This window comes from Zhihengliuella salsuginis, from assembly GCF_014651715.1.
GTDB classification, from domain to species: Bacteria; Actinomycetota; Actinomycetes; order Actinomycetales; family Micrococcaceae; genus Zhihengliuella; species Zhihengliuella salsuginis.
Window position 1 is genome coordinate 272,025 of sequence record NZ_BMXK01000002.1, and the last position, 20,344, is coordinate 292,368.

18 protein-coding genes and 1 tRNA gene are annotated in these 20,344 nt (G+C 69.5%); 18 read left to right on the forward strand and 1 reads right to left on the reverse strand.

What is annotated here, in order from left to right:
- Positions 1 to 134: 134 nt before the first annotated feature.
- From IE069_RS03335 to IE069_RS03390, 12 genes are all read left to right on the forward strand, one after another.
- Positions 135 to 3,269 (forward strand): Rne/Rng family ribonuclease, encoded by a 3,135-nt coding sequence (locus IE069_RS03335; RefSeq protein WP_189348693.1) that lies wholly within the window; start codon positions 135 to 137, stop codon positions 3,267 to 3,269.
- Between the two features lie 285 nt (positions 3,270 to 3,554).
- On the forward strand, positions 3,555 to 3,863 hold the full coding sequence (gene rplU / locus IE069_RS03340) for a 50S ribosomal protein L21 (protein ID WP_189348757.1): 309 nt from the start codon (positions 3,555 to 3,557) through the stop codon (positions 3,861 to 3,863).
- Positions 3,864 to 3,912: 49 nt separating this feature from the next.
- Entirely contained in the window at positions 3,913 to 4,167 is a 255-nt protein-coding gene (gene rpmA / locus IE069_RS03345) for a 50S ribosomal protein L27 (RefSeq protein ID WP_189348694.1), read from the forward strand.
- Between the two features lie 201 nt (positions 4,168 to 4,368).
- Entirely contained in the window at positions 4,369 to 5,940 is a 1,572-nt protein-coding gene (gene obgE, locus IE069_RS03350; protein ID WP_189348695.1) for a GTPase ObgE, read from the forward strand.
- 14 nt (positions 5,941 to 5,954) lie between these two features.
- A complete protein-coding gene (gene proB, locus IE069_RS03355; RefSeq protein ID WP_189348696.1) occupies positions 5,955 to 7,103 on the forward strand; it encodes a glutamate 5-kinase in 1,149 nt (382 codons plus the stop codon).
- Positions 7,104 to 7,143: 40 nt separating this feature from the next.
- Positions 7,144 to 8,430, forward strand: coding sequence for a glutamate-5-semialdehyde dehydrogenase (locus IE069_RS03360; protein WP_189348697.1), 1,287 nt, complete (start codon positions 7,144 to 7,146; stop codon positions 8,428 to 8,430).
- A 114-nt stretch (positions 8,431 to 8,544) separates the two neighbouring features.
- Positions 8,545 to 8,769, forward strand: coding sequence for a hypothetical protein (locus IE069_RS03365; protein WP_229790910.1), 225 nt, complete (start codon positions 8,545 to 8,547; stop codon positions 8,767 to 8,769).
- Positions 8,762 to 9,385 carry a nicotinate-nucleotide adenylyltransferase gene (nadD, locus tag IE069_RS03370; RefSeq protein WP_268245170.1) on the forward strand — a complete coding sequence of 208 codons (624 nt, stop codon included), beginning with the start codon at positions 8,762 to 8,764 and terminating at the stop codon, positions 9,383 to 9,385. The genes IE069_RS03365 and nadD overlap by 8 nt, the downstream gene beginning before the upstream one ends.
- 15 nt (positions 9,386 to 9,400) lie before the next feature.
- The gene (locus tag IE069_RS03375; RefSeq protein WP_189348698.1) at positions 9,401 to 10,657 is read left to right on the forward strand and encodes a hypothetical protein; all 1,257 of its coding nucleotides are present in this window, start codon (positions 9,401 to 9,403) and stop codon (positions 10,655 to 10,657) included.
- A gap of 23 nt (positions 10,658 to 10,680) precedes the next feature.
- Entirely contained in the window at positions 10,681 to 11,073 is a 393-nt protein-coding gene (gene rsfS / locus IE069_RS03380; RefSeq protein WP_189348699.1) for a ribosome silencing factor, read from the forward strand.
- A gap of 92 nt (positions 11,074 to 11,165) precedes the next feature.
- Positions 11,166 to 11,238, forward strand: a tRNA-Ala gene (locus IE069_RS03385).
- A 218-nt stretch (positions 11,239 to 11,456) separates the two neighbouring features.
- Positions 11,457 to 11,684 carry a tautomerase family protein gene (locus tag IE069_RS03390; RefSeq protein WP_189348700.1) on the forward strand — a complete coding sequence of 76 codons (228 nt, stop codon included), beginning with the start codon at positions 11,457 to 11,459 and terminating at the stop codon, positions 11,682 to 11,684.
- 22 nt (positions 11,685 to 11,706) lie between these two features.
- Here IE069_RS03390 and IE069_RS03395 read toward each other — a convergent pair whose 3' ends face one another.
- Positions 11,707 to 12,759 (reverse strand): alpha/beta fold hydrolase, encoded by a 1,053-nt coding sequence (locus IE069_RS03395; RefSeq protein WP_189348701.1) that lies wholly within the window; start codon positions 12,757 to 12,759, stop codon positions 11,707 to 11,709.
- 172 nt (positions 12,760 to 12,931) lie between these two features.
- Between IE069_RS03395 and IE069_RS03400 the strand changes: the two genes are divergently transcribed.
- The 6 genes from IE069_RS03400 (at position 12,932) to IE069_RS03425 (ending at position 20,292) form a co-directional block, all read left to right on the forward strand.
- The gene (locus tag IE069_RS03400) at positions 12,932 to 13,741 is read left to right on the forward strand and encodes an MBL fold metallo-hydrolase (protein WP_189348702.1); all 810 of its coding nucleotides are present in this window, start codon (positions 12,932 to 12,934) and stop codon (positions 13,739 to 13,741) included.
- Positions 13,742 to 13,800: 59 nt separating this feature from the next.
- Positions 13,801 to 14,565 carry an SOS response-associated peptidase gene (locus IE069_RS03405; protein WP_189348703.1) on the forward strand — a complete coding sequence of 255 codons (765 nt, stop codon included), beginning with the start codon at positions 13,801 to 13,803 and terminating at the stop codon, positions 14,563 to 14,565.
- Between the two features lie 183 nt (positions 14,566 to 14,748).
- Complete coding sequence (locus IE069_RS03410) at positions 14,749 to 15,060, forward strand: DUF6504 family protein (RefSeq protein ID WP_189348704.1); 312 nt, start codon at positions 14,749 to 14,751, stop codon at positions 15,058 to 15,060.
- Complete coding sequence (locus IE069_RS03415; RefSeq protein ID WP_189348705.1) at positions 15,057 to 18,596, forward strand: DNA polymerase III subunit alpha; 3,540 nt, start codon at positions 15,057 to 15,059, stop codon at positions 18,594 to 18,596. Before IE069_RS03410 ends, IE069_RS03415 begins: the two co-directional genes overlap by 4 nt.
- Before the next feature lie 134 nt (positions 18,597 to 18,730).
- Positions 18,731 to 19,333, forward strand: coding sequence for a bifunctional pyr operon transcriptional regulator/uracil phosphoribosyltransferase PyrR (gene pyrR / locus IE069_RS03420; protein WP_189348706.1), 603 nt, complete (start codon positions 18,731 to 18,733; stop codon positions 19,331 to 19,333).
- Positions 19,330 to 20,292, forward strand: a complete 963-nt coding sequence (locus IE069_RS03425) for an aspartate carbamoyltransferase catalytic subunit (RefSeq protein WP_189348707.1) — start codon at positions 19,330 to 19,332, stop codon at positions 20,290 to 20,292. Before pyrR ends, IE069_RS03425 begins: the two co-directional genes overlap by 4 nt.
- The last annotated feature ends 52 nt before the right edge of the window (positions 20,293 to 20,344 follow it).

Below are 20,344 nucleotides of genomic sequence, written 5' to 3' on the forward strand. Positions count from 1 at the left end.
ATGGGCGCACCCGGACGGATAGCTACTGACTTCCGGTCCGTGGCCGCGCCGGCGAGGAGCCGGCGGCCCACAGGACCGAACGACCGCCGGCGGCGTCGCTGTGGACGAGCCGTCGACTAGGAGATGCAAGTCCCATGGACGAAACCACAGAGACACCCTCGCAGGCAGCAGAACTCGAGATCGCGGCACCAGCCGCGCAGGACGCGCCCGAGGGCGCAGCGGAGACCGCGCCGAAGAAGCGTGCTCGCCGCCCCCGGAAGACGGCGGCCCAGAAGGCCGCCGAGGCTGCGGAGCTCGAGTCCGCCGGGGCGGGCGAGGCGACGGCCGACGCCGCGGGCGGTCCTGACGAGGCCGCCGAGAAGCCTGCCAAGAAGGCTCCTGCCAAGCGGGCTCCGCGAGCCTCGCGTGCCAAGAAGGCCGCGGAGACCCCGGCCGCGGATGAGGCCACCCCGGCAGAGCCGGCGCAGGACGCCGCGTCCGAGGACGTCCAGGAGGAGTCCGTCGAGAAGAAGGCCCCGGCCAAGCGCGCGCCCCGCAAGTCCCGTGCCAAGAAGGCCGTCGAAGCGCCGGCCCCCGCCGACTCCGATCCGGCGACCGGCGGAGAGCAGCCGGCCGAACCGGCGGTTCCCTCCGGTCCCGTCGCGGAGCCCGTGGCGGCCGCAGAGGGCGAGGCGTCGGAAGGCGACCCGTTCAAGGCCGCGCCATCGGCGACGTCCGTGCTCTTCCAGGCGCCCGATCTGACGACGGTTCCCCCGGCCGGGGAACCGGACGACGAGGCCCCGGCCGAAGCCGCCGGGCAGGACGAGCAGGACGCCGAGTCGGCCGACGCCGGCCGCAACCGCCGCTCGCGCCGCCGCCGCAAGGGCGGCCGGGACGAGCAGGAGGTCGCCGAGGACCAGCAGGAGCCGGCGGAGGACGAGAGCGTGACGTCGCGCCGCCGTCGTCGTCGCCGCCGCGGCGACGCCGACCTCGAACTGACCGGCGGGTCGGAGGAGGATCCTCCCGGGACCGTGACGCGCGTGCGCACGCCCCGTGGCGGCGAGCCCGCCTCGAACAAGGTGACGAGCGTCAAGGGGTCGACCCGCCTCGAGGCGAAGCGCCAGCGCCGCCGGGAGTCCCGCGACTCCGGGCGCCGCCGCCAGGTCATCACCGAGGCCGAGTTCCTCGCCCGCCGCGAATCGGTGGACCGCAAGATGATCGTCCGCCACGCCGACGACCGGATCCAGATCGGCGTCCTCGAGGACGGTGTGCTCGCTGAGCACTTCGTGTCCAAGACGCAGCAGGATTCGCTGATCGGCAACGTCTACGTCGGCAAGGTGCAGAACGTGCTGCCGTCGATGGAGGCCGCCTTCATCGATATCGGCCGGGGCCGCAACGCCGTGCTCTACGCGGGCGAGGTCAACTGGGACGCCGCGAATCTGGACGGTTCCCCGCGGCGCATCGAGAACGCGCTGAAGTCGGGCGCGTCCGTCGTCGTGCAGGTCACCAAGGACCCGGTCGGGCACAAGGGCGCCCGACTCACGGGGCAGGTCTCGCTTCCGGGACGCTACCTCGTGTACGTGCCGGGCGGTTCGATGACCGGCATCTCCCGCAAGCTGCCGGATGTCGAGCGGAACCGCCTGAAGAAGATCCTCAAGGACCACCTGCCGGAGAACGCCGGCGTGATCGTCCGCACCGCGGCAGAGGGCGCGAGCGAGGAGGAGCTGATGCACGACATCAACCGCCTGCGCGCCCAGTGGGAGGACATCGAGCACAAGTCCTCGTCGAACAAGACGACCCCGCCGGAGCTGCTCTACTCGGAACCCGACCTGACCATCAAGGTCGTGCGCGACGTCTTCAACGAGGACTTCTCCCAGCTGGTCGTTTCCGGCGACGAGGCCTGGGACACGATCGAGGCCTACGTGACGTATGTGGCGCCGGACCTTCTCGAGCGGCTCCAGAAGTGGGAGGCCGAGGAGGACATCTTCAGCGCCCACAGGATCGACGAGCAGATCTACAAGGCGCTGGAGCGCAAGGTCTTCCTGCCCTCGGGCGGCTCGCTCGTGATCGACCGCACCGAGGCCATGACGGTCGTCGACGTCAACACCGGCAAGTTCACCGGGTCCGGCGGCAACCTCGAGGAGACCGTCACCAAGAACAACCTGGAAGCGGCCGAGGAGATCGTCCGGCAGCTGCGCCTGCGCGACATCGGCGGCATCATCGTCATCGACTTCATCGACATGGTGCTTGAATCGAACCGCGATCTCGTGCTCCGCCGCCTGGTCGAGTGCCTCGGCCGCGACCGCACCAAGCACCAGGTCGCGGAGGTGACGTCGCTCGGACTCGTCCAGATGACGCGCAAGCGCATGGGCACCGGCCTGCTCGAAGTCTTCAGCGAGGACTGCGAAGCGTGCGCCGGCCGGGGTGTCATCACCCACGACGAGCCGGTCGAGCACCGTCGCGCCCACAACTCCGTCGGCGAACCGGCCGGCGACCGCTCGGGACGCCGCCGTCGCAAGGGCGACGGCAAGGGCGGCGACGGCAAGAGCCAGGACGCAGGCAAGGGCCAGGACGCCGGCAAGAAGAAGTCCCAGGGCGGCGAGAACGCGTCGAACGACGACGAGCGCGAGGCCAAGGCCAGCGCCACCCGTGAGGCGCTGGCGAACATCGCGGCCGCCGCGCACGCCGCCCACGAGAACGAGGGCGGAGCGGAGAAGAAGCCGGAGCCCGCGCAGGATCGGCCGCAGAGCCGCGCCGAGCAGCCGGCTGCGGAACCGGACCGGCAGCCGGCCGGTGCCGAGCCCGGGCGCGAAGGCGAACCGGTGGTCGAGATCGCGGGGGAGAAGGTGAGGCTTCCGCGCTCCCGCCGCGGACGCCGCAAGGCGACCGCACCCGCGCAGAGCCCCGAGCTGACCCTCGAGAGCCTGACGGCGGCCTTCGGCACGCCGGAGGCCGGCGCGGAGCCGGTGCAGGCGGAGGAGCGGCCGGCCGAGCGGAAGCCTGCGGAGGTGCTCCCCGAGCCGGCGGTCGAACCCGCCCCTGTTCCGGAACGCGCCGCGCCCGAAGCCGCGCCCGAAGCCGCGCCGGCACCAGGCAGGCGTCGGGGTCGCGGGTCGCGCGTGGCGACGAGCGCCCAGGGCTCGGGCGAGACCCCCGTCGAGCGCGGCGGTGCCCCCGCCGCCGAGGGGACCGCGCACACGGTCGGCGAGCTGCCGACCGCGCGGGATGTTCCGACCAGCGGGTCGGAACCGACAATTTTTGGCGTGGGCGTGCCCGCGTCGGAACTCTAAAGAGGCGAAGCAGCTGGACAGGCTAGGAGGACCATGGGGCGCGGAATTGGAAACTCCGCCGCTCGCAGGTCTTGACGACTCGCCGGGGGACGTTGTATTTGCCCCCGGGGGTCGAACTAGCGTAGTCTAGTTCTTCGGTGCGAACGCCGCTCATCGGATCCTTTTCCAATCGGCGTGACTGCACGGCGCAAATCCTGGAGCTTACCGGGGCTACTGTTGTGGCCCTGTTCGGGGCACCTCTGCGCAGTAATGAGATTAAGATCGTCGAGAGAAGTGAGTACCAAAGTGGTGTACGCAATTGTCCGCGCTGGCGGCCACCAGGAGAAGGTCTCCGTAGGAGACTTCGTTACCCTTGACCGCGTTCCCGTAGCTGCCGGCGGCACCATTGAGCTCCCCGCCCTGCTGCTGGTCGATGGTGACAAGGTGACTTCTGCTGCTAACGAACTGGCCAAGGTCAAGGTCACGGCCGAGGTCGTCGAGTCCTTCCGTGGCTCCAAGATCGTCATTCAGAAGTTCAAGAACAAGACCGGTTACAAGAAGCGCCAGGGCTTCCGCGCTGCTCTGACCAAGGTCAAGGTCCTTTCGATCGCCTGAGGCGATTGAAGAGACCAGCAACCCCCTGATCTGAAGGTAGGCATATTCAATGGCACATAAGAAGGGTGCGAGCTCCACTCGCAACGGCCGCGATTCCAACGCACAGTACCTCGGCGTGAAGCGCTTCGGTGGACAGGACGTCTCCGCTGGAGAGATCCTGGTTCGCCAGCGCGGCACGCACTTCCACCCGGGCGCCAATGTCGGCCGCGGTGGCGACGACACCCTGTTCGCCCTGGCTGCCGGCTCGGTCGAGTTCGGTTCTCGCCGTGGTCGCCGCGTGGTGAACATCGTCTCCGCTGACTGACCAAGTCATCGGTTGACGGGTTCGTCAACGAAGAATTATCTAGACTGGAGGGTGGGCCTGCGGGCCCACCCTCCAGTCGTCTATCCAGTGTTATTTTCCCCGACGGTGGTCTACCGTCGGAGAGAGAACGACGACGTCAAGTCGTCGATCGTCGTATCAGCACCCGAGCATTGGGTGCAGCAATCGTGAGGAGTCCAATCCGTGGCAGCGTTCATCGATCGCGTAGTCCTGCATGTGTCCGGTGGCACGGGCGGGCATGGCTGCGTCTCCGTCCATCGTGAGAAGTTCAAGCCCCTCGGCGGGCCCGATGGCGGCAACGGCGGCAACGGCGGAGATGTGATCCTGCGCGTGGACACCCAGACCACCACGTTGCTCGACTACCACCACCTGCCGCACCGCAACGCGAGCAACGGCGAAGGCGGCAAGGGCGACAACAGCCCCGGCCGGCACGGCGAATCCCTGATCCTGCCGGTACCGGAGGGGACCGTCGTCAAGGACCGTGCCGGGAACATCCTGGCTGATCTCGTGGGCGAGGGCACGGAGTACACGGTGACCGCCGGCGGGCAGGGCGGTCTCGGCAACGCCGCGCTGGCCTCCAGGAAGCGCAAAGCGCCCGGATTCGCACTGCTCGGCATCCCAGGCGAACAACTGGACATTGTGCTCGAGCTCAAGACGGTGGCGGACATCGCCCTCGTCGGCTATCCGTCAGCCGGCAAGTCGAGCCTGATCGCGGCCCTGTCGGCCGCGCGGCCGAAGATCGCCGACTACCCGTTCACTACGCTGATCCCGAATCTGGGCGTCGTCGAGGCTGGGACGACGCGGTTCACCGTGGCAGACGTCCCGGGACTGATTCCGGGAGCCAGCCAGGGCAAAGGCCTCGGGCACGAATTCCTGCGCCACGTCGAGCGCTGCGCGGCCCTCGTGCACGTCCTCGACTGCGGGGCCATCGAAACGGATCGCGACCCGATCTCCGACCTCGACATCATCGAGGCGGAGCTCGAGCAGTACGAGGTCGACTCGACGTTCGCCGGATCCGACGGCCAGCTGATCCCGCTCAACGAGCGGCCCAAGCTGATCGCCCTGAACAAAGTCGACATGCCCGACGGCCAGGACATGGCCGATTTTGTTCGCCCTGAGCTGGAAAAGAGAGGCTACCGGGTCTTCGAAATCTCCGCTTTGGCGCGTACCGGCCTGCGCGAGATCGCGTTCGCGATGGCCGATCTGGTCGCGGAAGCACGGGCCAGAATCGATGCCGCGCCGCCGGTCGTCGAGGCGCCCGTTATCAAACGCCGCGCCGGCAATCAACGTGCGTTCACAATTCGGCGCGAAGAGCGGAATCTCGAGCCGCTCTTCCGTATTATCGGAGAGAAGCCGGTTCGCTGGGTCAAGCAGACGGATTTCCGGAATGACGAGGCTGTGGGCTACCTTGCCGACCGTCTCGCCAAGCTTGGCGTTGAGGATGAACTGTTTAAGGTGGGCGCTCAGCCGGGCGACGCCGTCGTGATCGGAGACGAGCACGACAGCGTGGTCTTCGACTGGGAGCCGACCATGAGCGCCGGTGCCGAACTCCTGGGTTCGCGCCGAGGTCAGGACGTGCGGTTGGACGAAGCCAACCGCCCGACGCGTCAGCAGAAACGCGAGGACCACCAGGCTCGTCGGGATGCCAAGCAGGCAGCCCGCGACGAGATGGAGGCCGAGCGCAAAGCTGGGATCTGGACGGAATCGGTCAATTACAAGATGCCCGCCCCTGAAGGAGACAGCGACAAGGGATGAAGCAACGCCTGAGGATGAAAGAAACTCGCAAACCGTCCGCGGTTCGCGAGCGGTCCGATATCACACGTGCAGGACGAATCGTCGTCAAAGTCGGCTCATCCTCCCTGACCACCGTTGACGGCGGCGTCAGCGAGGATGCCCTGAAGGCGCTTGTCGACACGCTCGGCAGGGCCCGCGCCGCCGGTACGGAGATCATCCTGATCTCCTCGGGTGCCGTCGCCGCCGGCCTGTCGCCGATGGGCATCCAGCGGCGCCCCCGCGACCTCGCCACCCAGCAGGCTGCGGCCGCCGTCGGGCAGGGCCACCTGGTGGCCCAGTACGTCGACGAGTTCGCCAAGCACGGCGTCACCGTCGGCCAGGTCCTGCTGACCGCGGAGGATCTGAACCGCCGTGAGCAGTACGGCAACGCATTCAACACCCTGAACCGCCTGCTCGATCTCGGCGTCCTGCCGATCATCAACGAGCACGACACGGTGGCGACCCACGAGATCCGCTTCGGCGACAACGACCGCCTGGCCGCCCTCGTCGCCGACCTCGTCAAGGCGGAGACGCTCGTGCTGCTCTCCGACGTCGACGCGGTGTACGACGGGCCGCCGCAGAAGGGCGCCACGCGCATCAGCCGCGTGGACTCCCCGGCCGATCTCGACGGCGTCGAGATCGGCGGCACCGGCTCGGGGATCGGCACCGGCGGCATGGCCACGAAGGTCCGGGCCGCGACGATGGCGGCGGAGTCCGGCATTCCCGCTCTCGTCACCTCGGCCGCGAACGTCGGCCGCGTGCTGGAGGGTGAAGACGTCGGAACGTGGTTCGCCACGCGCGGCGTGCGCCGTTCGGCCCGCATGCTCTGGCTCGAGCACCTCGCCGACCCTGACGGCCGCCTCGTGCTCGACGCCGGCGCCGTCAAGGCCATTGCCGGCGGGAAGAAGTCCCTGCTCCCGGCAGGCATCACCTCGGTCAGCGGCGACTTCAATGCCGGCGACGTCGTCGAACTGACCGACAAGAAGGGCAAGATCATCGCGCGCGGCATCGTCAACTACGACAACGACGAGCTTCCGGCCATGATCGGCAAGACCACACGAGAGCTCTCGAAGAAGCAGGGGAAGCGTTACGCGCGTTCCGTTGTTCACGTAGATGACCTGGTGGTGGTAGTCCGCCGCCGCTAGCACCCGTCCACTCGAAGCCACTCAACCCCCAGGGGGAGACATGACCGACACCATCACCGAAACTTCCGCAACCGACGTCGAGGCAGCGATCGCCGCCAAGGCGGACCGGGCACGCACTGCGTCCCGCGTCCTGGCCCAGGCCAACCGGGACCACAAGGACCGCGCTCTGGGCGCCATCGGCGAGAAGCTGGACTCCAACCGCGCTGCCATCCTCGAGGGAAACAAGAAGGATCTCGAGCGTGGAGAGGCCAACGGCACGTCGCAGGCGCTGCTCGACCGGCTGCGTCTGGACGACGCCCGCATCGACGGCCTGATCTCCGCGCTCGAGGACCTGGCCGGCCTGCCGGATCCGGTCGGCGAGGTCCTGCGCGGCCAGACGCTTCCGAACGGGCTGCGTCTGCGTCAGGTGCACGTCCCGCTCGGGGTCGTCGGCGCGATCTACGAGGCGCGTCCGAACGTCACCGTGGATATCGCGGGCATCGCCCTCAAGAGCGGCAACGCCGTGCTCCTGCGCGGTGGTTCCGCCGCCGAGGAGAGCAACAAGGTCCTGATCGGCCTGATTCGGGAGGCGCTCGAGGGTGTCGGCCTGCCGGCCGACTCAGTGCAGGGCATCGACGAGCTGGGGCGTCCGGGCGCGACCGCGTTGATGGGTGCTCGCGGCAAGGTCGACGTGCTGGTGCCGCGCGGCGGGCGCAACCTGATCCAGGCCGTGGTCAAGAACGCCTCCGTGCCGGTCATCGAGACCGGTGAGGGCAACGTCCACATCTTCCTCGACCAGTCGGCCACCGAGGAGCTGGCGGTTCCGATCGTCGTCAACGCGAAGACGCACCGCACGTCCGTCTGCAACGCGGCCGAGACGTTGCTGGTCCACAAGGATTCCGCTGTGGCGCGGGAGGTCCTGACGAAGCTCTCGGACGCCGGCGTGCGGCTGCACGTCGACGAACGCGCTGCGGAGCTGGCGGCGGGGCTGAACACGGTTCCCGCCACGGACGAGGACTGGGCGACGGAGTACCTCGACATGGACATCGCGGTGGCAGTCGTCGACTCGCTCGACGCCGCCATGGATCACATCCGCCAGTACTCCAGCGGTCACACCGAGGCGATTCTGACGAATGACCTGGCGCGTTCCGAACGGTTCGTCCGCGAGATCGATTCGGCCGCCGTGATCGTCAACGCCTCGACCCGTTTCACCGACGGCGGCCAACTGGGACTGGGGGCCGAGGTCGGCATCTCCACGCAGAAGATGCACGCGCGGGGTCCGATGGGCCTGCGCGAGCTGACCACCACCAAGTGGATCATCCAGGGCGACGGGCAGATCCGCCCGTAGGGACACGCGAGTCATTCGTGGCGGAGCCCTGTCAGTGGGTACCATTGGGTGCAGACTACAGACTCCGCCCGCCCCTCGGGGTGTGACGGGTTCGCCAAGAGATAAGGGAGATACATGCTCGATCAGCTCATCGCCTCCGGCATTGTAACCGCAGCCGCCGAGGCAGAAAGCGCCGGAAACTACGCGTTGTTGATTGGCGGTGGCATCATGGCGGCCTTCCTGCTCTTGCTTCTGATCACCGTCTCGTTCGCGAACCGGGGTCTGGGCCACGACGCCCACGCCGAGACCGTGGATCCGCACCGTCAGCACCCCAACAACCACGGTGGAGCCAATCACTAGCTCCAAGACGGCGGGCCGCAAGGTCCGGTTGGGGGTTATGGGCGGTACGTTCGACCCCATTCATCACGGCCACTTGGTGGCGGCCAGCGAGGTCGCCGCCAAGTTTGGTCTGGATGAGGTGGTCTTCGTACCGACCGGTCAACCGTGGCAGAAGCAGCACAAGCAGGTGTCGCCGTCCGAGCACCGGTACCTGATGACCGTCGTCGCGACGGCATCGAACCCCCGATTCACCGTCAGCCGCGTCGACATCGATCGTCCGGGCGTGACGTACACGATCGATACGCTACGAGATCTGCGCGAGCAGCGTCCCGAAGCGGAGTTGTTCTTCATCACCGGCGCGGACGCACTGGAGCAGATCATGTCCTGGAAGGACGTTGACGAGCTCTGGGGGCTGGCGCACTTCGTCGGGGTCACCCGGCCGGGCCACGAGTTGCCGGATCTGGGGCGCCAAGACGTCAGCCTGCTGGAGATTCCGGCACTCGCGATCTCGTCGACGGACTGCCGGAACCGCGTGAGGGACCATCAGCCCGTCTGGTACCTCGTACCGGACGGTGTGGTCCAGCACATCGCAAAACACAAGTTGTATCTGGAAACGTCAGATGCCGAGAATGCTTAACCGGGAATGGACAGCATGAGCAACGAAGGAGAGCCCGCCCTCACCAGGCGAGCTCTGCGGGAAAGAAGGCGCGCGCAGGAGACTGCGGAGCGTGCCGAATCAGAGGCCGCCGAGGCGCACACCGATGAGCCGGCGGCCGGCGGCGTTGCGCCCGGTTCCCCGACCGATCCGGAGGCCGACGCTGCACAGCCCGAGCAGGCGACTGCCGACGACACCGTTCAGCGCGTCCAGCGGGCCAACCGGAGCCGCCGTGCGGCGGAGGTCCCGGTGGACGCGGTTCCGGAGCGTCGGGAGCGGAGTTCGCTTCAGCGTGCGCGCGACCGCGAGGACCTGCGCCGTCGTCGAGCTGCCGAGACCGCCCCGGCTCCGGCTCCGGCGGACGATCCGGCGCCGCTGACACGCCGTCAACTGCGTCTGCAGGCGCTGGCAGCTGCCAAGTCCGCGGCAGGCCGGCAGGAGAAGCCGGCGACGGAGAACGGTGGTGCGGAATCGGCGCCCGTCGGGCCGCAGGGTGCGGAGTCGCCGGAGGAAGCGGCGGACCTCGACACCGCCCCACGGCCCGTCGTCCCGCCCGCGGCATCGGGACAGCGAGTCGCCCAGGGCGAGATGAGCGTCGAAGAGGCGCTCGAAGAGCAGAAGAAGGCCAAGCCGGATACGGCTGGGCACGACGTCGACGGGCCGGCGACGGAAGCGGACTATCCGACCGACGATACGGGGCTGATCGACCTCGAGACTCTGGCGGCCCAGCGCGAGCACGCCGCCCGCGCGGCGATCATCAACCGCCGCATTGCTGAACGGCGTCGTCTCGAGGCCGAGAATGTGCAGCGCCTGAACCAGGTCAGCTCGAATCCGTTCACCGGTTCGATGAACCAGTTCGTCGGCACGGAAGCCGAACGCCAGCTCGTCAACACCGGGATCTCGGGTCCGCCGACGAGCGGGGTGGAGCTCGACTTCTCGTCGCGCGGCAAGTCCGCGGGACGAAGCACGGAGGAAGCCGAGCAGCAGGCGGCCGATGTCGCGGAGGCGGACTACGACTCGGCGGATACGCCGGGTGAGTCCGGACCGGAGGCCGGCGGCCACCGGGCTGCGGGCGAGGCCGGGCCAGGCGGTCAGCCGTTGGCGGCCGTGAAGGCGCAGGGACTCGACCCGCTCGACTCCGTGACAGCAGGCATCCGCCGAGCCAACCTGTGGCTCTTCGTGTCGTTCGGCGCCCTGGGCGTCGGATTGGCCACCTTCATCGCGGGCCTCGTGATGATCACCAACAGCAACTAGAGAATTTCCAGCGAGGGAGACCCGTGGCGCTCAACGAGCACACTCAGAACATCATCAACATCGCCGCCAAGGCGGCTGACGACAAACTGGCCGAGAACCTGATGGCCATCGACGTCGGCGAACGACTGGGCATCACCGATGCCTTCTTCATCGCCTCGGCCGAAACCGAGCGGCAGGTCAACGCCGTCGTCGACGGCATCGAGGAAGCGCTGCTGGAACAGCTGGACCTCAAACCGGCTCGCCGCGAGGGCCGGGGCGAGGGCCGCTGGGTGCTGCTGGACTACCTGGATGTCGTCATCCACGTCCAGCACACCGAGGACCGGGTCTTCTACGCGCTGGACCGGCTCTGGAGCGACTGCCCGACGATCGAGTTGCCGTCCTTCGCCAAGCCGGGAGAGGCCGCCTCGGCCGAATAGACGGGGGAGCCGGGCCTGATTTGTGAGGTTCCGAATCCTCTACTATGATGGACGAGTTGTCGTGGGAAGGTTCCGCGGCGGCACTCCATTCCGGGGGTATGGCGCAGTTGGTAGCGCGTCTGCATGGCATGCAGAAGGTCAGGGGTTCGAATCCCCTTACCTCCACGATGTGAAGTCCCGGGACATCGTTCATTCGATGTCCCGGGACTTCTTTGTTTAACGAGTCGCGTGATCAGTCACTGGGAGCACCCGGGCCATCGGCCCGTGCGGGCCATCCCGGGCGCACGGAAGATGGCCCGCACGGCCGAAGCGTGGGGGCCGGCTCCGGGCCGATACTGAGATCAGACGGTCCCATCCAGGGGCTCTCCGGAAGGTTCAGGATCATGCCGCTCATCCAGGTAAACGTCATCAAGGATGTCTTCACCCCCGGGCAGAAGACCGAGATCATCGCCAGACTCACCGACGCCATGGTCGCCGTCGAGGGCGAGAACATGCGTCCAGTCACGTGGTGTGTGATCCACGAAGTCGCCAGCGGAGACTGGGGAATCGCGGGCAACGCCCTCACCACCGCCGATGTCCACGCACTCGCCGCAGGCGGCGGAGCGGCCTGAACCGGTCGCCGGAGCGCCGCCCTCAGACAATGCCCCTGAGGGCGGCGTACGCCGCAGCTGCTGCGCGCGAGCCGAGTCCGAGCGTGCGATAGATGTTCGCGACGTGCCGGTGGACGGTGTGCTCGCTGAGGTGCAGGGCCGCCGCGATCTCCGCATTGCTCCGGCCACCGGCCAGAAGCCGCAACACGTCGGTCTGCCGCGCAGTCAGCGACCCCGTCGCGGATCCGGCACTGGCCCCGCCGCCCAGGAAGCCGTCGAGCTCACGGGTGAAGGCCGGCCACGCGGGCTCGTCCGCCAGCAGGATGTGGTTCCGCCCGTCCAGGGGGACGAGGCGCGCGCCGTCGATACCGGCCGCGAGGACCCGGCCCTGCTCGAACGGTGCGACGGCGTCGTCCCGGGCGTGCATGACCAGTGTGGGCGCCTTGACCCGCGGGAGGAGCGGGAGGACGTCGATCCGCTGGCGGGCGTTCCGCATCAAGGCGGCCGTATCCGGAGAAGCGGAGATTCGCTGCATCTCGTCGAACCAGGTCATCTGCTCGATGCTCGCGTCCGGCACGAACAGCGTGGTGAAGATCCTGCGGAAGGCCGGGTTCGCCTTGCCCCACCCGGTCCTGATCAGGTCGACCATCAGATCCGCCTCGGCGCGGGCTCGTGGGGAGGTGTCATGGCGCAGGCGGCCCTGCGCGAATCCGCCGTACAGCAGGAGTCGGTCCACGCGGTCGGGATGACGAGCGGCGTAGGCGACGGCGACGGCCGCGGCGTTCGACATGCCCAGGAGGGAGAACTCCCTGAGGTCGGCCGCGTCGACCACCGCCTCGAGGTCTTCGACCCACGCCTCGATGGAGAACCGTTCGGTGTCGCGGTCCGAGGCGCCGGATCCCCGCTCGTCGTATCGGACCAGGGTGCGGCCGGCGGACAGGGCCTCGAGCCAGTGCGACCACAGGGGGCTGTCCGCGTCGTGCCTCAGGTGGGTCAGCCACGTGCCGACGCGCACCAGGGTGGGGCCGGAACCGCGCGATTCGAAGGCGATGCCGGTCCCGTCGGCTGAGGTGCAGAAACGGGCCGTCGGCTGCATCTGTTCATCCTACGCGGGTCTGCGCGCAGTGAGCCTTGAGCTGCACGCCTGATGTTTCGTCGTCCTCCTCGGACCGTGCTCAGCGGTGCAAGCGCGCGCCGAGCTGTTGACTTCGGGCGCGGGTGCGGGGAAGGCTGGGCGCGAGAGCCACGGGACGCCGCGGAGGAGGACCATGAGGATCTGCGCCACGTGCGGGGTCGAGCGCGAGGGGCCGCTGCCCGCGACGTGCCCCATCTGTGCCGACGAGCGCCAGTACGTCCCCGACTCGGGCCAGCGGTGGCTCGCGGTGGAGGACTTGTCGCCGGAGCACGAGGTGCGGTTGCGGGAATTCGAGCCGGGTCTGACCGGCCTGCGGGCCCATCCGAAGGTGGGCATCGGCCATACGGCGCTCGTGGCCACCACGGTGGACGGCGGGCTCCTGTGGGACCCTCCGGCCTACGTCGATGACGAGGCCGTCGCTGCGGTTGCCGCGCTGGGGCGGATTCGAGCCGTCGCGGCCAGTCACCCGCACATGTTCGGGGTGCAGGTGGAGTGGAGCCGGGCGCTGGGTGGTGTGCCCGTGCTCGTCAACGAAGCGGACCGGGAGTGGCTGGGCCGGGGCGACCCGGCGGTCGAGCTCTGGGGCGAGAGCGTCGAGGTCGATCAGGAGATGACCCTGCACCGCGTCGGCGGCCATTTCCCCGGCAGCGCCGTCGCCCTGTGGCGAGCCGGCGCGGAGGGCAGGGGCGTGCTGCTGGCCGGTGACGCCGTCGCACCCAACCCGGACGGGCGGACGCTGAGTTTCATGTGGTCCTACCCCAACTACATCCCGCTCTCCGGCGCGGTGGCGCAGCGCATCGTCGAGCAGCTGGAGCCCCTGGAATTTGACCGCGTCTACGCCAACTTCGGGAACAGCCTGGAATCCGGGGCGAAGGAGGCCTTGCGGTATTCCGCGCGACGCCATGCCGCCTGGGCAGGCGGCGAGTTCGACCATCTGACCTGAGGGCGCGGCCTGCTGCGGATGCGCCGGTATTCACGGGCCGCAGGGTCTACCATGGGCGCATGTGCGGCCGATACGTGATGGCGAGGGCTTCCGGCGACTTGATGGCTGAGGCCGATGCTCTCCTGGGTGAACAGCTCGAGGGGCGCGATCTCCACCCCTCCTGGAATGTCGCGCCGACCTCCGACGTGCCGATCGTGCTCGAACGTCTGGTCGACGGCGAGGCGCGCCGGGAGGTGCACGTCGCGCACTGGGGCCTCGTTCCGCGCTGGGCCGAGGACCCCAGGATCGGCGTGCGGGCGTTCAATGCGCGCAGCGAGACGGTGACCGAGAAGCCGATGTTCCGCTCCGCCGTCGTCTCCCGCCGGTGCGCCGTGCCGATGGACGGCTACTACGAGTGGAAGCGCCAGGGGGCCGGGCGCTCCGCGGCCAAGCAGCCGTACTTCGTGCACCCCGAGGGCGGGGGCCTGAGCTTCTTCGCCGGCCTCTACGAGTGGTGGAGGGACCCGGAGGTGGCCGCGGGAGAGCCGGGCGGCTGGATGCTCTCGACGAGCATCGTCACGATGCCCTCGCCCGATCCCGGGTCCGGGGGAGTGCTCGGCGACCTGGGGCGGCTGCACGACCGGCTGCCCGTCCCGCTCTCGCGCGAGGGGCTGGCCGGCTGGCTGGACCCCGCCGGGCGCGAGGCGTCACCCCTGGTCGAGCGCATCCGCGCCGAGGCGTACGACGTCGCCGCCTCCTGGCGCCTGGACCCCGTCGGCGCCGCTGTCGGGAACGTCCGCAACGACGGCCCCGGGCTGATCGAGCCGGTCAGCGCCCTGTTCTAGCCTGCGCTGCGCAGCTGCACCCATTCTGCGGGTTCTAGCGGGTACCCTTCAGCATGCATTCGAACAAACTTTCGAATACAATGGAGTTCTCGTCTTCCCGCTTCCCGAGGGCGAGGACTTCCCCGTTTCCACGCGCCGCGCAACCGCTCACACTGCCGGCGCCGGGCATGGAGGTTTCCACACATGGGCCTATTCACTCAGGGCATCGAGATCAGCTGCTCCCCGGCCGGGGTGCCGGAAAGACTGCACTGGCAGGGGCAGGACTATGCCGTCTCGGCGGAGCCGGTGCGGTGGTTCGAACGGCGCAGCTGGTGGGCCGAGGAGCAGCGGGCGCAGCGGGGGAGCGGTCGCGGCCTCGTCGACCACGAGATCTGGCGGGTACAGGCCCGCGGGGTGGAGGACGGGCAGCACCGGACCTTCGATCTCTCGCGGCACCAGCGCTCGAAGCGTTGGCGCATGATCCGCGTCCACGAGGCGCTGCGGGAGGCGGCATGAGCGGCTTCGTCCACCTCGACGTGGCGAGCGCGTTCAGCCCCCACTACGGGGTGAACCGCCCCGACGTCCTGGCCGCGGCCGCCGCCGCCGACGGGCAGCCGGCCCTCGCCTGCACCGATCGGGACGGACTCTACGGGGTCGTCAAGCACCTGAAGGCCTGCCGCGAGAACGGCATCGCCGCGATCTTCGGCGTCAACCTGGCGGTGCTCGCGGACGGGGGCGCGGCAACGGCAGGGGGCGGACGCCGTCGTGCTCCCGGGAAGCCCGGAGGCGAGGTGGAGGGGCGGGTGACCGTCCTCGCCCACGGGCACGACGGCGGCGCCGGATACAGCGCGCTCTGCCAGCTGGTCTCCGCCGCCCACGCGGGGGACGGCCGGGTCGGCGTCACCCGCGATCAGATCGCGCGCGCCGCAGGGGAGCAGGGGGTGCTGACGGTGCTGGTCGGCCCGGAGTCCGACGTCGGGCGGGCGTCCCTGAGCCGGGACGGGGTGCGCCAGCGCGCCCTCCTGCAGCGGTGGATCCGCTGCCTGCCGGCGGGGTCCGTGGCCGTCGAGGCCGTGACGCACCTGAACGCGCCGGGGGCGTACCTGAGCACGTCGCACGCGGCGCGCATGGTCAGGGCCGGGCGGGCGGCGGGCGTGAGCACCGTCCTGACCAACGCCGTGCGCTACGCCGGACCCGACGGGGCGGCGACCGCCGACGTGCTCGACGCCGTCCGGGCGCTGACCCCGCTGCGGGACCTCGGACAGGTCAGCGCGCCGGGCACCCCCGGCGGGTGGCAGCCGAACGGACAGGGATGGCTCAAGGACGGCTCCGCGATGGAGCAGATCGCCCGTGACGTCGCCTACGCGGCCGGCGACGGGGCGGAGGCCGCCGCGGACCTGCTGCGCGATACCGAGGCGGTGGCCGCCGCCTGCATGCTGGACCCGGCGGGGGACACAGGGTGGGGCATGCCGGTGGTGCCGGAGGCCGGAGTCATCGGGATCACCGGTGCGCCCGACCGCGAACTCGCCCTGCGCTGCGAGGCCGGGATCGACCGCCTCTACGGGCGCGAGGCAGCCGTGGTGGCCGGCAGCGCTGCCGAAGCCCGGCTGCGGGAACGGCTGGGCACGGAGCTCGACGTCATCTCCGACCTCGGCTACGCCTCCTACTTCCTGACCGTCGCGGAGGTCTCCAAGATGATCACCCGGCTCGGCGTGCGCAACGCCGCCCGCGGGTCGGGGGCGTCGAGCCTGGTGAACTACCTGGTCGGGATCAGCCACGTCGACCCCCTGCGCCACGACCTCGTCTTCGAGCGCTTCCTCTCGCGCAACAGGACCACGCTTCCGGACATCGACATCGACGTCGAGAGCGCCGAGCGCCACCGCGTGTACCGGGAGATCTTCGCCCGGTTCGGCTCCGAGCGTGTGACCCTGATGAGTATGCAGAACGCCTACCGCGCCCGGGGCGCCGTCCGGGACGCGGGTCTCGCCCTCGGCATGGAGGCGGACGGGCTGGACGACATCGCCAAACAGCTCTGGCGCTTCTCCGCATCGAATTTCCGCGAGGCGCTCGCCGAGAAGCCCGAGCTCGCCCGGCTCTCCGAGCAGGTCAGCTCCCACCGGCAGCTCGACCTGCTGGTGGACCTCACCGAACGACTCGACCGGCTGCCCCGGCACATCTCGATGCACCCCTGCGGAGTGATCCTCTCGGACACCTCGCTGCTGCGGCGCACCCCCGTCCAGCCGAGCGGCCTGGAACTGCCGATGAGTCAGTTCGACAAGCACGACATGGATCCGATGGGCATGCTCAAACTCGACGTCCTCGGCGTGCGCATGCAGAGTGCGATGGCGCATGCCGTCTCCGAGGTGCGTCGCATCCACGGGAGCGGCGAACAGGCGGCCGCCGCCGGGGACTACCTGCAGGACCGCCGGGCACCGGACTTCGTCCAGGCGGACGGCACCATCGAACTCGAACGCATCCCCTTCGACGACGAGTCCACGTTCGAGCTGATCCGCAGCACCCACACGCTGGGCTGCTTCCAGATCGAGTCGCCGGGCCAGCGCGAGCTGATCGGCAAGCTGGCACCCCGCGAGTTCAACGACCTGATCATCGACATCTCCCTCTTCCGGCCAGGGCCGATGCAGTCGAACATGGTCAAGCCGTACCTCGAGAACCGGCACGGCTTCGCGCCGGAGGTGTACCCGCACCCCGATCTCCGCGAAGCGCTCGCCGAAACCCACGGCGTCACGGTGTTCCACGAGCAGATCCTGCGCATCCTGAACGTCATGACCGGGTGCGACTACGCCGAGGCGGACGTCTTCCGGCGCCTGCTCGGCAGCACGACGCACGAACCGCGGGTGGAGGCGTACTTCCGCGAGCACGCGGCCGGACGGGGATACAGCCCGGCCGTGGTCGACGAGGTCTGGCAGACGCTGCAGGCCTTCGGCAGCTTCGGGTTCTGCAAGGCGCACGGCGCGGCGTTCGCGGTGCCCACCTATCAGAGCGCGTGGCTGAAAACCCATCACCCGGAGGCGTTCCTCGCCGGCCTGTGGGAGCACGACCCCGGCATGTACCCCAAGCGCCTGCTCGTCTCGGAGGCGCGCCGCCTGGGCATCCCCATCCTGCCGATGGACGTCAACGCCTCGGACACCTCCTACCGGGTGGAGCGGTGCGACGACGGCACTCTGGGGATCCGCCTGGCGCTCACCGGGGTGTACGGGGTGTCCTCCCGCGAGGTCGCGCGGCTGAGGTCCGGGCAGCCCTATTCGACACTGTCCGACGTCCGGGAGCGTTCCGGCCTCAAGCGGGCGTCGCTCGAACGGTTCGCCGCGCTGGGGGCGTTCGACTCGCTGCAGGACGGCCGCGGCAACCGGGCCGACCTGGTACTGCACTTCCAGCGCCGGCCCGTCCGGGCCCTGCCGGCGTCCCGCCGCCCGTTTCCGGGGCAGCAGCCGCTTCCCCTGCCGGACCTCGAGCGCGAGATGCTGCAGACCGGCGCCTCCGCGCCCAGCCGGGACGAATCCGTGCGCACCGAGCTGGACCTGCTGGCCGTCGACGTCAGCGGACACCTGATGGACAGCCACGCCCCGCTCCTGCGCCGGCTGGGCACCACCCCCGCGAGCGAGCTGCTCGGGCTGCGCAACGGAACGGAGGTGCTGGTGGCCGGGGTTCGCGTGGCGACGCAGACCCCGCCCATGCGCGGCGGGCGGCGGGTCGTCTTCATCAGCGTCGACGACGGCACGGGCTGCGTCGACTGCACGTTCTTCCACGAGGCGCAGCAGCGCTCCGGGCCGTTCCTGTTCGGCACCCGGCTGCTGCTGATGCACGGGATCACCCGGAGGACGGGGCCGCGCGGGATCAGCGTCCAGGCGCTGCAGGCCTGGGACCTCGCCGACACGGCATCGCTGCCCGGGCCGGGCCACCTGGCGAGCGCGGACCGGGCCCGGAACGCCCCGCGGCAGCAGGGCGGCACCGCCTCCGGCAACGGCGTGCCGCAGCGTCTCGACGTCCACACGGAGGCCGAGGGCCTCGACAACCGGGTGGCCCCGAAATAATCCGCATGACCTCCGTCACGTTCGCGTCGCGGTGGTGCATGCGGCCGGAGGGCGGCCGCGAACCGCGTGGTAAGTTGGCTCCTGGCAGTCACCCTTTAAATTCCGTCCTGTGAGGCGGGGAAGGAGGCGGCGCAATGAATCCAGCGGATTCACCGGACCGCAGCACACCTGTGCCCACCACATCGCGCACCGTCCTGACGGGCAGCGACATCGAACGCGTCCTTACGCGCATCGCCCACGAGATCATCGAAGCCAACAAGGGCACCGAGGACCTCGTCCTCCTGGGCATCCCCACCCGCGGCTACCCGCTCGCGCAACGCCTCGGCCAGCGCATCGCCGCCGCCGACCCGGACGTGAAGGTCGACGAGCTCGTCGGCCAGCTCGACGTCACGATGTACCGCGACGACCTGCGCCACGGAACCTCGCGCACGCCGGCGCCGACCAGGATCCCCGGCGGGGGGCTCGACGACAAGGTCGTAGTCCTCGTCGACGACGTCCTCTACTCCGGCCGCACGATCCGCGCCGCACTCGACGCGCTGGCCGACATCGGCCGGCCGAAGACCGTCCGGCTCGCGGTCCTCGTCGACCGCGGCCACCGCGAGCTGCCGATCCGGGCGGACCACGTGGGCAAGAACCTGCCCACCGCCACGAGCGAGAAGGTCAAGGTCCGGCTCGCCGAACTCGACGCGCTCGACGGCGAACCCGTCAACGAGGTAGTCATCGAGGACCACGCATGAAACACCTGCTCTCCACCTACGACCTCGGCCGCGAGGACGCCGTCCGGATCCTCGACGTCGCCGAGGAGATGGCAACGGTCGGGACCCGGGAGATCAAGAAGCTCCCCGCCCTGCGCGGCCGCACCGTCGCCACCCTCTTCTTCGAGGACTCGACCCGTACCCGCATCTCCTTCGAAGCCGCCGCCAAGCGGCTCAGCGCCGACGTCATCAACTTCGCCGCCAAGGGCTCCTCGGTCTCGAAGGGCGAGTCGCTGAAGGACACGGCCCAGACACTCGAGGCCATCGGCGCGGAAGCCGTCGTGATCCGCCACGGAGCCTCCGGTGCCGCCGCCCGCCTGGCGGAGACCGACTGGATCTCCTCCGCGGTCGTCAATGCCGGCGACGGGACGCACGAACACCCGACGCAGGCCCTGCTGGACGCCTTCACCCTTCGCCAGCACTGGGCCCGGGTGAAGGGCGTCGACCCGCTCGGTACCGGCCTGGACGGCATGAGCGTCGTCATCGTCGGCGACGTCCTGCACTCGCGGGTCGCGCGGTCGAACCTCTGGCTGCTCAAGACGCTGGGCGCCGACGTGACCTTCGTCGCGCCGCCGACGCTGCTGCCCATCGGCGCCGACGCCTGGCCGTGCACGATCAACTACGACCTCGACGACGCCCTGGCCGCCGGCCCTGACGCCGTCATGATGCTCCGCGTCCAGGCCGAGCGGATGAACGCCGCCTACTTCCCGAGCACCGCGGAGTACTCCCGGCGCTGGGGCTTCGACGACGCGCGGCTGGCCATGCTGGATGCGCGCGGCCTCGACGACACCATCATCCTGCACCCGGGGCCGATGAACCGAGGGCTGGAGATCTCCGCCGGTGCCGCGGACTCCCCGCGCGCCGTCGTGCTGCAGCAGGTCAGCAACGGAGTCGCCGTCCGCATGGCCGTCCTGTACCTGCTGCTCTCCGGCGACCACTAGCCCGCCGCCCGCACCCGAACAACCTCGCGGGACGGGGATGCGCGATCTGCCG